The 13,421-nt window shown below is 43.6% G+C and carries 14 protein-coding genes; 7 read left to right on the top strand and 7 right to left on the bottom strand.

Annotated features, from left to right (window positions below; all coding sequences use genetic code 11):
• Positions 1-125: 125 nt before the first annotated feature.
• Positions 126-2,492 (bottom strand): phosphoketolase family protein, encoded by a 2,367-nt coding sequence (locus tag DY78_RS07020; protein ID WP_024624446.1) that lies wholly within the window; start codon positions 2,490-2,492, stop codon positions 126-128.
• A 204-nt stretch (positions 2,493-2,696) separates the two neighbouring features.
• A complete protein-coding gene (locus tag DY78_RS07015) occupies positions 2,697-3,422 on the bottom strand; it encodes a GntR family transcriptional regulator (protein ID WP_024624447.1) in 726 nt (241 codons plus the stop codon).
• Between the two features lie 123 nt (positions 3,423-3,545).
• Between DY78_RS07015 and ybaK the strand changes: the two genes are divergently transcribed.
• The 5 genes from ybaK to DY78_RS06990 all read left to right on the top strand — a co-directional run bounded on the left by ybaK (position 3,546) and on the right by DY78_RS06990 (position 7,096).
• Positions 3,546-4,052 (top strand): Cys-tRNA(Pro) deacylase, encoded by a 507-nt coding sequence (gene ybaK, locus DY78_RS07010; RefSeq protein WP_024624448.1) that lies wholly within the window; start codon positions 3,546-3,548, stop codon positions 4,050-4,052.
• 4 nt (positions 4,053-4,056) lie between these two features.
• Positions 4,057-4,842, top strand: a complete 786-nt coding sequence (locus tag DY78_RS07005) for a hypothetical protein (protein WP_024624449.1) — start codon at positions 4,057-4,059, stop codon at positions 4,840-4,842.
• Positions 4,843-5,040: 198 nt separating this feature from the next.
• Positions 5,041-6,117, top strand: a complete 1,077-nt coding sequence (locus tag DY78_RS07000) for a guanine permease (RefSeq protein WP_024624450.1) — start codon at positions 5,041-5,043, stop codon at positions 6,115-6,117.
• A gap of 4 nt (positions 6,118-6,121) precedes the next feature.
• Positions 6,122-6,670, top strand: a complete 549-nt coding sequence (locus tag DY78_RS06995) for a phosphoribosyltransferase family protein (RefSeq protein WP_024624451.1) — start codon at positions 6,122-6,124, stop codon at positions 6,668-6,670.
• Between the two features lie 111 nt (positions 6,671-6,781).
• The gene (locus DY78_RS06990) at positions 6,782-7,096 is read left to right on the top strand and encodes a hypothetical protein (protein ID WP_024624452.1); all 315 of its coding nucleotides are present in this window, start codon (positions 6,782-6,784) and stop codon (positions 7,094-7,096) included.
• A 48-nt stretch (positions 7,097-7,144) separates the two neighbouring features.
• Here the strand turns inward: DY78_RS06990 and DY78_RS06985 are convergent, their stop codons facing one another.
• The 3 genes from DY78_RS06985 to DY78_RS06975 form a co-directional block, all read right to left on the bottom strand.
• The gene (locus DY78_RS06985) at positions 7,145-7,801 is read right to left on the bottom strand and encodes an HD domain-containing protein (RefSeq protein WP_024624453.1); all 657 of its coding nucleotides are present in this window, start codon (positions 7,799-7,801) and stop codon (positions 7,145-7,147) included.
• Between the two features lie 13 nt (positions 7,802-7,814).
• Positions 7,815-8,561 (bottom strand): LytR/AlgR family response regulator transcription factor, encoded by a 747-nt coding sequence (locus tag DY78_RS06980; protein ID WP_024624454.1) that lies wholly within the window; start codon positions 8,559-8,561, stop codon positions 7,815-7,817.
• A gap of 779 nt (positions 8,562-9,340) precedes the next feature.
• Positions 9,341-9,865, bottom strand: a complete 525-nt coding sequence (locus DY78_RS06975) for a DUF1836 domain-containing protein (protein WP_024624455.1) — start codon at positions 9,863-9,865, stop codon at positions 9,341-9,343.
• Positions 9,866-10,021: 156 nt separating this feature from the next.
• Between DY78_RS06975 and DY78_RS06970 the strand changes: the two genes are divergently transcribed.
• A complete protein-coding gene (locus DY78_RS06970; protein WP_024624456.1) occupies positions 10,022-10,381 on the top strand; it encodes a hypothetical protein in 360 nt (119 codons plus the stop codon).
• A gap of 456 nt (positions 10,382-10,837) precedes the next feature.
• Here the strand turns inward: DY78_RS06970 and DY78_RS06965 are convergent, their stop codons facing one another.
• Together DY78_RS06965 and DY78_RS06960 are read right to left on the bottom strand one after the other, a co-directional pair.
• Positions 10,838-11,260: an Hsp20/alpha crystallin family protein gene (locus DY78_RS06965; RefSeq protein ID WP_024624457.1), complete on the bottom strand. Its 423-nt coding sequence runs from the start codon at positions 11,258-11,260 to the stop codon at positions 10,838-10,840.
• Between the two features lie 28 nt (positions 11,261-11,288).
• Positions 11,289-11,630 (bottom strand): hypothetical protein, encoded by a 342-nt coding sequence (locus tag DY78_RS06960; protein ID WP_024624458.1) that lies wholly within the window; start codon positions 11,628-11,630, stop codon positions 11,289-11,291.
• A gap of 160 nt (positions 11,631-11,790) precedes the next feature.
• Between DY78_RS06960 and DY78_RS06955 the strand changes: the two genes are divergently transcribed.
• Positions 11,791-13,161, top strand: coding sequence for a hemolysin family protein (locus DY78_RS06955; RefSeq protein ID WP_024624459.1), 1,371 nt, complete (start codon positions 11,791-11,793; stop codon positions 13,159-13,161).
• The last annotated feature ends 260 nt before the right edge of the window (positions 13,162-13,421 follow it).

Raw genomic sequence — 13,421 nt, 5'->3', positions numbered from 1 at the left:
TAATTAGATGACGGCCGGCAGTTTTCTAAACGTATCAAATCAACAAAAAACGGTAATGGTTACGGGGGCACACGCCCATAATCATTACCGTTTTTATTATTACTAATTTAATTTGTTACACTAGCTTATTTCAAGCCTTTCCATTGCCAGTCGTTAACTTCTGGCAAGTCGGTCCCGGCATCACGAATGTAAGCATTGTGTTTAGCTAACATGTTATCCATGTCTTGAACGAATGATGCGCCGGTATCTTCCATAGCTGGTTGAGCAGCAATCGCCGTCTTAGCTAAGTCGAAGCGATCCATTTGGTTCATGACCCGAACATCGAATGGTGTCGTAATATCACCGTTTTCACGGTAACCATGAACGTGTAAGTTGTGGTTGTGACGATCAAAGAAGATGTCACGAATCATATCTTCATAACCATGGAAAGCAAAGACCACTGGTTTGTTCTTCGTGAAGTAATGGTCGAATTCTTCATCTGATAAGCCACGAGGGTCCTTCTTAGGACTGCGTAACTTCAAGATATCAACCACGTTGACGAAGCGAATCTTCATGTCTGGGAAGTTTTCATGCAACAATTGGATAGCTGCTAAAGTTTCCAAAGTTGGTTCGGTCCCAGCGGCAGCAAAGACGATATCAGGTTCGCTACCTTGGTCAGTACTTGCCCAGTCAACGATACCTAAGCCATTATCAACTAATTGCTTAGCTTCTTCAATGCTGAACCATTGTTGACGTGGGTGCTTTGAAGTAACTACATAGTTAATCTTTTCTTGGCTCCGGAAAATAACGTCACCGACTGCTAATAAACTATTGGCATCAGCTGGCAAGTATTCGCGGATGTATTCTGGTTTCTTTTCAGCCAAATGAGTCAACGCACCAGGATCTTGGTGGGTGTAACCGTTATGGTCTTGTTGGAAAACCGTCGAAGCCGCAATAATGTTCAATGAAGGGTACTTTTTACGCCAATCGAGTTCGTTGGCTTTCCGTAACCACTTGAAGTGTTGCGTTAACATTGAGTCCACGACGCGTAAGAACGCTTCGTAACTTGCAAATAACCCATGCCGACCAGTTAAGACGTAACCTTCTAACCAACCTTCAGCTTGGTGTTCGGATAATTGCGCATCCAATACCCGACCAGCTGGTGCTTCAAATTGGTCACTGTCTGGATGAACATCTTCCAACCATTGACGGTTAGTCGCTTCAAAAATACCATAAAGACGGTTTGACATCGTTTCATCAGGTCCGAACAAACGGAAGTTGTCAGGGTTCTTCTTGATAACGTCACGCAAGTAGTCTGACCAAACAATCATGTCTTGCTTAACATCGGCGCCACGGTTCGTCGTATCAACGGCGTAGTCCCGGAAGTTAGGTAAGTTCAAGGCCTTTGGATCAACCCCACCATTAGTGATTGGGTTAGCGGCCATCCGGCTTTGACCAGTTGGGATGATAGCTTTGATATCATCTTTCAACGTCCCGTCATCGTTAAAGAGTTCTTCAGGCTTATATGATTGTAACCAATCAACTAAGGCGTCAGCATGTTCCATATCCGTTTGGTCAACTGGAATTGGAATTTGATGAGCGCGGAATGACCCTTCAATCTTGTCGCCATCCCATGACTTAGGACCAGTCCAGCCCTTAGGTGCGCGGAAGACGATCATTGGCCACATTGGTAAGCTAGGATCGTTGTTTTCACGAGCATTCTTTTGAATCGCTTGAATCTTTTCAACGGCTTCATCCATAGCTTTAGCTAAAGCTGGGTGAACCTTTTCAGGATCGTCACCTTCAACGAAGATTGGTTCCCAATTCATGCTTTCAAAGTATTGCTTGATCTTTTCATCTGAAGTCCGACCAAAGATGGTTGGGTTAGAAATCTTGAAACCATTTAAGTTTAAGATTGGTAAAACGGCCCCGTCATTGATTGGGTTGATGAACTTCGTTGATTGCCATGAAGTTGCTAATGGACCGGTTTCGGATTCCCCATCACCAACGACCACGGCAGCAATTTCATCAGGGTTATCCAAGATAGCACCGGTACCATGTGAAATTGAGTAACCAAGTTCGCCACCTTCGTGGATTGAACCTGGAGTTTCAGGAGCAGCATGAGACGCCACGCCACCTGGGAATGAGAATTGTTTGAACAATTTTTGCATCCCAGCTTTGTCTTGGGTGATTTCTGGATAGATGTCACTGTAAGTTCCATCTAAGTATGAGTTAGAAACCATCACTTGGCCACCATGACCAGGACCTTCAACATAGAACATCTTCAAGTTGTACTTGTTGATAACCCGGTTTAAATGGGCGTAAATAAAGTTTTGACCTGCAATCGTGCCCCAGTGGCCGATTGGATGAACCTTAACGTCGCTCGCCTTTAATGGCGTTTGTAATAATGGATTGTCTTTTAAATATAATTGACCAACTGATAAATAGTTAGCGGCCCGCCAATACTTGTCAACTTCATTTAAGTATTCGGGTGATGAGTAATCTGTTGCCATTGTTTAAACACTCCTTAATTTTCGATTAATGATTGTTTGTCTGTTGTTACTGACATCGTTTACAAGTTCTATATTAACAGGTAATTTCAAAAAATCAACCTTTTTGTTAATTGGAACGGTCCAATTTTAAAATTTATTGATTTTACGGTTTTAAAAAACGGCGTGAGCCCTACGCTCGTCGCCGTTTTAGTCTAGGAAAACTTTTTACCCATTTGTCGAAACAAATGTCGTATATTTCATATATTTATAGTGTAAGCGCATGTTTGACACTTCAAATGGCGTCCCATCATCTAAAAAGAATATCCCACTCATCAGTCCTACTGGTTCATTGGCTGAAAGTGCTAATAATTTTTGATCTGTCGCGGTCGATGGCGCGGCTGAAATCGATAAGAATGATTTGGTGACCGCGGCATGCAACGTATCTTGGACATAATTAAAAATCGAGCCACTCACAATTTGTCGATTCAATTCCGGCACGAGCTTGATTGGAATATAACCCGTTTCAATCATAAATGGTTGCTCATCCAACAAACGTAACCGCTTTATTTCATAAACAAACTCATCTGGGGATAAAAACAAGTCTTGTTGCAACTCTTGACTTGCAGGAATGACTTGAAAGTCTAATAATTGAATACTAGGCTTAGCGCCTTCGGTATTCAAACTATCCGTAATCCCCAAGTTGGTTCCTTCGTATTTAAATGAAGATTGATTTTTAAGATATAATGGATTAATGAAGGTGCCGGAGCCCCGCTTTTTAAAAATTAAGCCTTGGTTCGCTAACACATTGAGCGCCCGTTTGACCGAAGAACGGCTAACTTGATACTGTTCGCTCAGACTACGTTCGTCTGGTAATTTTTTATCGACAAACTCATTGGCCATAATCCGTTTTTTGAGGTCGGTGATCACTTGTTGATAAACTAAATCTGCCATGGCGATCCCTCCTTTACTTAAGTTAATACCTTGAGTATAGCAGAATTTTAGTCAATGTGACACATTACACCGTTCCAATTTTTAAATTGGGTCGTACATTTATAATTGTGAGGATGAATTAACATGTCAAAAAAGAGTAAAAAGAAAGACGGCTTAGGCAAAACGCTCGTCGAAAAGATTTTAGATAAAGCTAACATTAGCTATCAACAATATGAGTTTCCCACCGAAACGGAAGGCGACGTCGAACAATTACAAGTCGATCACTTAGGCGTCGACGAACATCATATTTATAAAACCTTAGCATTAATCGGGAATAAGACCGGTCCGCTCGTTGGTGTGTTACCATTAGATGAACACTTGAGTTACAAAAAACTTGCTAAATTATCTGGCAACAAAAAAGTCGGCATGATTCCATTGAAAGATTTGGAACGCACGACCGGCTACCAACATGGTGCGAACACCCCCGTTGGTATCTGGGAAACGAAGAAATTCCCGATTTTTATAAATGATAGCGCCAAACAACAAGGACAGATTTTAGTTTCATCCGGTAAGATTGGTCGCTCAATCGAAATTGATGCGAACGACTTGCGGAAACTCGTCCATGGGACCTTCGGCGAAATAACGGAGTGATCGCTTGAAACAATTGTTATGGAATAACTTGCTGGTGTTATTCTCACTACTGGGAATCCCAGCTTTATTTGCTTGGCTACTGACCATGATTAATCGGCGGACCAAAGCCAATCTCGTGAATCGTTTTGGTATCAACAGTCAAGTTTATTGGGGCTGCTTAGGCATCGTGATTCACGAACTGAGTCACTTGATTGTCGCCATTATTTTTCGGCACGGCATTCAATCGGTGCGCTTATTGAAACGCCCCCACTTGCATCCCGACACCGATGAGAATGATGATCTGGCCCTCGGCTACGTGAATCATACTTGGAATCAACATAGTTTTTATCAACGCGTTGGTAATCTATTCATCGGGGTCGCGCCCATTTTTGGGTGTACAGCCGCCTTGCTAGGCCTCGATGCGCTCTTTGCTCCTGGTTTGGCTAAAGGAATTTTAGCTTTAGCCGCATCCCCAACTAATCTCCAATGGACGACTAGTTGGCACGATATGACGAGTAGCTTTGGCAGCTGGTGGCAATTATTATTGCTACTAATCTTGACGATTATTATCGTGATTGGGGGCTTCGACTTAAGTCCCGCTGATTATCAAAACAGTTCGCTAGGCTTAACGACGGCGACCATCTTGATTGTCGTCTTCACCACCCTATTCACGTTACTTGATCAACACGCCACCACGTACTTTCATTACATCGAATCATTCGGACTCACGATTGGTATCATCTTATGTTATTCGGTGATTGTGTCGTTCGTCGTGATGTTATTGACCAGCTTCTTATCCAACCGTGCCTAAGTTAGGCTATTTAACAGACGAGCCATCTTGCAAAATGCAAGGTGGCTTTTTTCGTTGACTTGACTGGCACCGCCAATTAATATACGAACTATTTATAATTCGTGTATTGATTTATTCGCGTTTTAAGCAAAATTAGTCTTTAATCATTTTTCTTATAGCGTTATATTATATTTATTACGAATGTTGGAGTGATTAATTGTGCATTGGTTAGCAGATTTTCTGGCCGCCATTGGGGTCGTTTTGAACGGGATTCCTCAAGGGATCATGGCCATGGGTTTAGGTTTCGCCGTCTTTCCGACGACATTTTCATTTGGCTTAGCCGCAATCGTCAACGGCTTCACTGGGTCCGTCGCCCCGATTTCCTTTCAAGCTGAATCCTTAGCGTTAACGGGGCACTTAGGACGGAACTTGCGTGAACGGTCGTCAATCATTTGTTTCGGGGCGGTCATCATGTTAGCAATTGGCCTAACGGGGTCGTTATCTAAAATTGTAGCCATCTTAGGTGATCAAATTATGGGTGGCATGATGGCTGGGGTCGGCATCATGTTGGCCAAGTTGGCGTTACAAATGACCAAAGAAAGTCGGCGCTGCGGTTGGCTGTCAATTGCCCTGGCCGTCGTGACTTACCTGGTCACCAAGGATTTAGTATGGACGATTGCGTTGTCCGTTATCGGAACGAGTTTGTATGCCGTTTTCGTTGAACACTATCAACAAGCCCTACCCGACCATGTGACTGCCCGCAAATTTCAATTCATCAAACCTCAGTTCAATTTAACCGTCTTACGAGGCGCCCTGAGTTTAGCGTGCTTGAACATTGGTGCCAATATTTCCTATGGGTTAATTACTGGCCAAATGACAGGACTCAAGCCTAATCCGGTCAACTTAAACCTATTGACTAGCACGCAAGCCTTGGCTGATTTTGGCACTAGTTTGCTCGGTGGCGCGCCGGTCGAAACCATTATTTCCGCGACCGCTAGCGCCCCCGAACCGGTCATCGCTGGCATCATCATGATGGTCATCATGGCGATTATTTTATTCATGGGCTGGTTACCGAAAATTGGGCGCTTTGTTCCCAGCAGTTCCATCGCCGGTTTCTTATTTATTTTAGGCGCGGTCGTTATCTTTCCGGAAAACGCCGCCACCGCTATGCACGGTTCTGCCAGCATGATTGCTGGCATTACGTTAGTCGTGACCGCCATCGCCGATCCTTTCAGTGGTTTGATGACGGGTGCAATTTTGAAATTCATTTTGCCGTTAATCGGCTTAGGAGTCTAAAAAAATGCCAACTACCTACGAATTAAAACTGGGTCCGTTGACCCGCCAACTACCTTTAATCAAACTAAACGCGACGACAACAATCGCCTCGTTCGTCTTACTCGGTGACGCTGAATTAACCGATTATGCCGCCACTGAGCTGACCAAGCGGTTACAATCACTCGACTTTGACTATTTAGTGACAATGGAAAGCAAAGGGATTCCCTTAGCCCAAGCGTTGAGTGAACGTACGCACCATCCCCGCTTCATCGTCTTACGTAAAAGTATTAAAGACTACATGCAAACCCCACTGACCGCGGCCGTTTCCGCCATCACGACTAGCGCGGACCAAGAATTAGTTTTAGATGGCACAGACGCCAACTTACTACGTGGCAAACGCGTCGTCATCGTCGACGATGTCATTAGTACCGGTGGTTCACTGGCCACTGCGCATCAACTCTTAACCCGTGCTCAAGCCCAAGTTGTTGGGCAACTGGCCATTCTGGCAGAAGGCGCGGCTGCCGACCGCAATGATATTACTTATTTAGGCAAATTACCGTTGTTTGAAAGCTAATTAAAGTGTGAAAAATTTTGTCTCAGTTTCGTCCCTATCCCTTTTTGACAAAACCTAATTAACAGCGGTAGTCTATTTACGGTATTAATTACTTTTTCAGGAGGAATCACCGTGTCACATAAATTACGTCAACTCGTCACCACCCTTGCCGTCATGTTAAGTTTAGGGACCGTGCCACTAGCGGCCAACGCTAGTAGTTATCATGCCGCCCACGTCACGCGTAAGATTACGGTCTACCGTTTTATTAGTGGCAAATCTTTTGCAACGAGTCGCTTAGGCAAAAAATTGTCCTTACACAAAGGGCAGAAAATTCACGTTCAAGCTTTCTACCACATGGGAAAAGATGGCTACATGTTACATGTCAACGGTCATGGCAAGACACTATACTATGCGCGGACTAACAGTTCAAAATGGTTTAAACGCTAAAAAAATCATCGTTGAAGTTATTGGCTAACTTCAACGATGATTTTTTAGTTAAGCTTGGTCATCCGCGGTCCATTCCGCTTTGAACTGGGCAACAAAGTCCCGCATCACTTGGGTCCGTTGATGTGCCAGCTGTTTAGCCGCTGACGTATTCATCACCCCTTCCAATTTAAATAACTTTTCATAAAAATGATTAATGGCCGTTCCCGGTTCGTTGCGGTATTGGGCCTTCGTCATATTTTCGCGTGGCGCCACGGTGGGATCATAAATTTTTTCACCAACGTGCCCTGAATAATAGAGTGCGCGGGCAATCCCAATCGCCCCAATGGCATCTAAACGGTCCGCATCTTGGACGATTTGTCCGGCCAACGACAAGGTCTGCGTGCCGTTCAACGATTTGCTGAATGACATGTGGTCGATGATTTCAAAAATGGCTGTTTGCGCCGCCGTTGATACGGCTAAATCAGTCAGCTCAGCACTTAACGCGTGATGCGCTTGTTCCGGGTCGGCCATCAACTTGTCGTCAATCACATCGTGTAACCAAGCGGCGGCTAAGGTTAAATTCAAATCCGCCCCTTCGGCGACCGCCAACCGCCGCGCTAATTTAACGACGCGTTGTAAATGGTCGCTACCGTGGCCACTGTGGTCTTGGGCCAGTCGTTGTTCCGCATAGTTTTGAATGGCGGTTAATTGCGTGTCTGTAATCATCTAATCATCCTATCTATTGCGTTTGATAATAGGCCCGTAATTTTTTAATCGTGCCGCGACTGAAGGTCAACTGATCCCCATTGGTCATTTTTACAAGGCCTTTGTTAAAATCAATCGCGACGATTTGGTCAAAATTAAGGGCATAACTTTGAAACTCATTGAAAAAATGCCCCGCCGTCAATTGTGATTTAATGGCACTTAAATTTTTATGCACAACATAAGTCTGGTCCACGGTCACAATGCGCGTGGTCCGCAACCCATGCATCTTTTCACAATAAACGATTTCGTCGAGTTTCAATCTCAATAGTAACGCGCCACTATGTAAAGTTAAAGTTGGCGCCGGACTTTGATGTAACGTTTGGAGCCTTTTTTTTATGACTAACAACACTTGTTGGACATGCGGCACAAACTTAGCTTCATCAAATAAATCGGCTTTAGAAATAAAACCCGTCGGCGCCGTCATCGCATCAAGCGTATTTGGCAGTAAATCATCGCGGACGGAAACAAAGACCACAAACCCATCCGGATCATAATCACGAATTTTGCTAGCTAATTCAATGCCATTAATTTCTTTTTGTAACACGATATCTAAAAAATAAATATTAGGGCCAGGGTGCCGCTGCACCGCATCTAAGACCCCGGCTGGTTGCCAGGCTGGTGACAACTCATAATCAAAGTTCAGCGCATCCAATTGACTAGTAATAATTTCCGCTAGCCAGCGACGTTGGGGCGCTTGATCGTCACTAATAAACACCTGCATCTCAATCACTCTTTCTCTAGTTAGCCAAATAGCCGAACTAACTTACCTTATTTAGATTGTTTGCAATCAACTTCAGTACATGTTAATCATACTAGACCCGCACGTAACCAGCAACTAAAAGTGAGTCCGATACCAATCGCATTAGCACTTGCTTAACGTTGATGAGTGCCGCAATCGATTAATCATAATGCCATCATTTCTACGACCATTCAACCCACAAGAATATTTTGAACCTCACTGCATCACCCGCCCCAATAGCCGTTAATGCTACCGGCAGTGATGTTCAGATGGTCAGCCCGCCACGTCTTCAATTAAACATTCATCTATTCAACAACGACTAAAAATAGACCAATATAAATAGCGTGACTACCACCTCAAATTGAGGGCTAATCACGCCATTTTCACTCAAAAATCTACTTAGTTAGGCGTCAGTGATACTGGAAGTCACCGACATCGTTGAAGGTTCTTTCTTAAAGTAGGTTATTGACGGTTATTTTTGATTAGCTTAACTGCCATCGAAAATATTCAACCACAATTTCATACACTTAATTTTGTTTTGAAAGTGAGCTGAGATTAGCAGTTGGCTGACTGTAATGGAATCGTCCTGAAAGTGGCGTTAATGGGCGTTGTTTGCCCGTTTACACCACGGACGTCTTTTGAGACCTGATTTGCGGGCTCAAAAGCGAGGTCCAAGACCGCTTCTCAGGCTTGGACCGGTCCCGGGACGATGGAATTACGGTCAGCTGACTGCGGCAATTCCATATTAATCAACTTCAAAGCTATTTTTCAATCTGAGTCGGTTTAATTTGTGCTTGGTTCAAACGCATCAGTTCATCGGTACGTAACTTATCCACAATTAATTGCGCCGCGGCTGTGGTTAAACTGCCACTTAAATCTTGGTCGGAAACTTGCACCGGTTCATCTAAGTGATGTAACCGTTCCGTCAAAGCCGTGATAAAGCCATCATAAGCCCGTTTCGGGTAGCCGGTTGCGGTCACTTGATCAATCCCCTGACGAATCATATCAAGCGGATAACTCGGCTTCAACAAGCTGATGACAATAATATCGGCTAGCTGCATAATTTGATACTTCTTTTTAACCGGCGATAAAATCACCTTGTGTTTGACATAATTATTAATCATCGCCGCCGTAACTGGATCAACATCTAATGGTTGCAAGGTTTCATTAATCAGTAATAACACTTGATCCATATATAAATCAAAATTAGGTAATTCCGTCCATTTTGGTAAAATGACTTTGCTCATCCGTTGGCGCCAGTCAGCATATGTTTCAGTCGTTGCCATAATAAGTCCTCCATTCGCACCGCTTCGTTATTATAATCATTATATACAGTTCAGCTAGTCTTGTAAACTAGATAAGCTTATAAATAGCATTAATCCGCGGATATGGTATCATTTATTAGTTAGAAATTTTAAACAGAAAAGTAGGGTTAACCAATTATGTATGAAATGACTAAAAAACATCGGACCGGCGATGACGTCAAAGAAAAACTTCCCCAAGCCGTTATTGATGGCTTATGGGCGCGCCTCAAAGCGATGCGTGAAGAAAAATTATTGATTGATAGTACCATGGCCGTCATGTTCAGTGATGATTATGAAGACGACAAGATTTTCTTCATGACCTTACAAAAGACCGGCTCGTTCGCCAACGAATACGACATGGCATACGACGGCCCCAAGGACTTCTTAGGTCACGGCACCATCGTAATCTTCAAAGACCGTCCCCGGACCATTACCATGAGCATTTCCGACGCTAACAAAGAAGCCGACGAAGACGAATCTGACGAAGCAACTAAATAGTTCACTTCTAAACCACTGATGCCGATTGCGTCAGTGGTTTTTTTACCTTGTCAGTAATACTTCCAGTAGCAACCACTCTCCCACTCAAATCAGTAATCATCCAAGGCAGCGTGAAATATAACTTTCTCTCCTCAGCGACCTCATTGCATACAACTACTAGCTTAAGATTAATTACGTTGTGAAAAAAACACACATGCCTATTTATCAGGCCAGTTTAGCTAGTAGCTGAGTGTCATGGAAGCCGCTATGCGGGTGGCGTTAACGGGATTGGTTTATATCCCGTTTACACCACGGACGTCTTTTGAGACGCGGGTCATCGGCTTAAAAGCGAGGTTCAAGACGCTTTTCAGGCTTGGACCGGTCCCCATAGCGGCTGGAATGACGCTCAGCTACCAGCGGCAATCGCCGAAAAAAAAGAGACTGCCAACTGCGCAGTCTCTAAATGAAGCAAGTAACTTATTGAATTTCAATCTTACTAGTTTCATCGGTAACCTTTTTCGGTAACGTTACCGTTAGTAAGCCGGCGTCATAGTGCGCCTGGATTTGATCTTTGAGGACGTTTTTGAAATAGAAACGCCGCGTCAAATCATCAGCGAACCGTTCGCGGTGTAACACGCGACCGTCGTCATCACGGTCAGTCGTGTCCGCCGCTTGTTTGGCCCGAATCGTCAATACATGGTCAGCGTATTTGACGGTCAAGGCATCCTTATCATAACCGGGTAATTCCGCCGTAACCGTATAATCATCATCATGTTCCACCACATCCGTCTTCATGACCAGATGGGCATTTAAAGCGGTACGTGCATCATCGCCCGCCCGTTTTAATAATTTTGCTGGTAATAATAAGTCATCTAAATGACTAAATAATTGCTGACGCATGGCCAGACCCCCTACAACCGATTAATTTTTAATAAGCAGTTTGGTGAATCGCTTGTGCAAGTAGTTCCAAAGCGCGATCACGCGTCCCAAGTTGATCCATATCAAAGATGATTGAATCAATGTCGCCACCCTTGAAATCAAATTGTTCGAAGTAAATGTATGGGTCTTCGCCTTCAGCATTCAGAAAACCGGCTTCAATCTTCTTATCAAAGCCTTCAGCCCAATCTTCGTCATCCATTTGATTAAAATCTTCACGGGTCACATAACCATGGTCACGGATTAAATCCATCGCCTTTTTAACGTCACTATCTTGAAAAACCAATTTCTTCGAATCCTCATGAATCTTAGTTTTCGTTTCTACTGGCATCACAAAAGATCTCCCTTTACTTGATATACCCTTAGTTTAGCACCATTTCATGAAAACGTTAACTATCCGACTCGGATTGCAAATTATGGCGACTATCCTTATAATTAGAGCTACTCAGCGTTATAATTTAAGTAACCAATTAAATGAAATGAGGAATGTTTCTTTGGACAGTGGCCAGATAATTGTAAATTTAGTCATTATTGTCATTACATTCTTCGTCGCCGCTTTCTTCGTGGCCTGTGAATTCGCGTTAGTTCAGACCCGCCCAAGCGCGCTCGAAGAAGAACAGAAAAAACGTGATAAGCCTTCCAAACGGATCGCGACATCACTGCATATGGTTCACAATTTAAACGAATACTTATCCACGACTCAAGTGGGGGTTTCGTTAGCCGGAATTATCTTAGGTTGGATTGGTGAACAAACTACCGAACACTTTGTCTTACAATTGTTGGACTTGTTTAACCTTTCGATTGGGACTTCCGTGTTACGCGGGATCAGTATTGTGATTGGGGTCTTCTTGTTAACTTACTTAGAAGTTGTGTTAACAGAAATCGTCCCTAAAAATATTGCCATCGACATGCCGTTAAAAGTTATGGCGGTCATCACGACGCCTTTACGGTGGTTCCACGTACTCTTCTACCCATTCGTTTGGTTGTTAAACGTGTCATCAGCCGGGGTCGTCAAGATGCTGGGGATTCCAGTCGCCAATGAAGACAACGACGTATACTCACAAGCTGAAATTTTAAACTTGTCCCGTAACGCCGTCTCCGGTGGTGAATTGGACCGTGATGATTACTTGTACATGGAACGAGCGTTTGAATTTAACGATAAAATCGCCAAAGATATCATGATTGACCGGACCCAATTAGTCGTCATTGATATTAACGATACCGTTAAACAAGCCATCCGCGTCTATTTGCAAAAACGGTTCAGTCGTTTGCCAGTCGTCGCCAATAACGATAAGGATAAAATCCTAGGTTATGTTTACAACTATGATTTAATTCGCCAAGGTGAAGTTGATGACGAAATTCGCGTCAACAAGGTTTTACGTAATATCATTACAATTCCTGAAACCACGCCAATTCAAGCCATCTTACAAAAGATGATCGACAAGCAAACCCCTATCGTGGTAGTCGTCGATGAATATGGTGGCACGAGTGGGATTGTTACCGATAAAGATATTTACGAAGAACTCTTCGGGACCGTTAACGACGAAATCGATAATGTCTCAACCGAATATGTGGAAAAGCAAGCCAATGGCACTTACCGCATGAGTGGGAAAATGACGCTTTATGATTTCGAACGGTTCTTCAAAACCGACTTGCAAGAATTCGAAGATTCCGATGTGGTCACTTTGACCGGTTACATCTTGGATAACTTCCCTAAGATTCAAGCTGGCGATACCGTTCAAATTGCGGACTATGATTTCAAAGCTCTCGACTTTGAAAATGCTTATATCAACTGGTTCGAAGTCAGCCACCGCGATAGTGCGCCGGTGACAACTGATGATGACAATAGTGAAAAAGCTAAATAATTAATAAAAGTGATGTCAGTGACCTTAATTGGTCGGTGACATCACTTTTTTACTGACGATAATTTAAAACTGCCACCTGATGAAATACATTAGGTGGCAGCTTTGCTGTTTATTTTTACGGCCTAAACGTGGGACTAGCAGGGCCTTTCCAACTACCGGTACATCTCGATTAACTGACCGAGCTCAGTCATATCACCGCTATACTAATCAATCACGTATTTCACGATTACATTAAAACGGGGCCACGTTTACTCATTACA

The organism is Lactiplantibacillus fabifermentans DSM 21115 (genome assembly GCF_000498955.2).
Lineage (GTDB): Bacteria > Bacillota > Bacilli > Lactobacillales > Lactobacillaceae > Lactiplantibacillus > Lactiplantibacillus fabifermentans.
Note: the sequence above shows the minus strand (reverse complement) of the source record. Positions and strands in the feature narration are given on the sequence as shown.

What these genes read in the sequence shown, in the direction of transcription:
- DY78_RS07020 (WP_024624446.1), bottom strand. Translation starts at nt 2,492, where the DNA reads ATGGCAACAGATTACTCATCACCCGAATACTTAAATGAAGTTGACAAG.
- DY78_RS07015 (WP_024624447.1), bottom strand. Translation starts at nt 3,422, where the DNA reads ATGGCAGATTTAGTTTATCAACAAGTGATCACCGACCTCAAAAAACGG.
- ybaK (WP_024624448.1), top strand. Translation starts at nt 3,546, where the DNA reads ATGTCAAAAAAGAGTAAAAAGAAAGACGGCTTAGGCAAAACGCTCGTC.
- DY78_RS06995 (WP_024624451.1), top strand. Translation starts at nt 6,122, where the DNA reads ATGCCAACTACCTACGAATTAAAACTGGGTCCGTTGACCCGCCAACTA.
- DY78_RS06985 (WP_024624453.1), bottom strand. Translation starts at nt 7,801, where the DNA reads ATGATTACAGACACGCAATTAACCGCCATTCAAAACTATGCGGAACAA.
- DY78_RS06980 (WP_024624454.1), bottom strand. Translation starts at nt 8,561, where the DNA reads ATGCAGGTGTTTATTAGTGACGATCAAGCGCCCCAACGTCGCTGGCTA.
- DY78_RS06975 (WP_024624455.1), bottom strand. Translation starts at nt 9,865, where the DNA reads ATGGCAACGACTGAAACATATGCTGACTGGCGCCAACGGATGAGCAAA.
- DY78_RS06970 (WP_024624456.1), top strand. Translation starts at nt 10,022, where the DNA reads ATGTATGAAATGACTAAAAAACATCGGACCGGCGATGACGTCAAAGAA.
- DY78_RS06965 (WP_024624457.1), bottom strand. Translation starts at nt 11,260, where the DNA reads ATGCGTCAGCAATTATTTAGTCATTTAGATGACTTATTATTACCAGCA.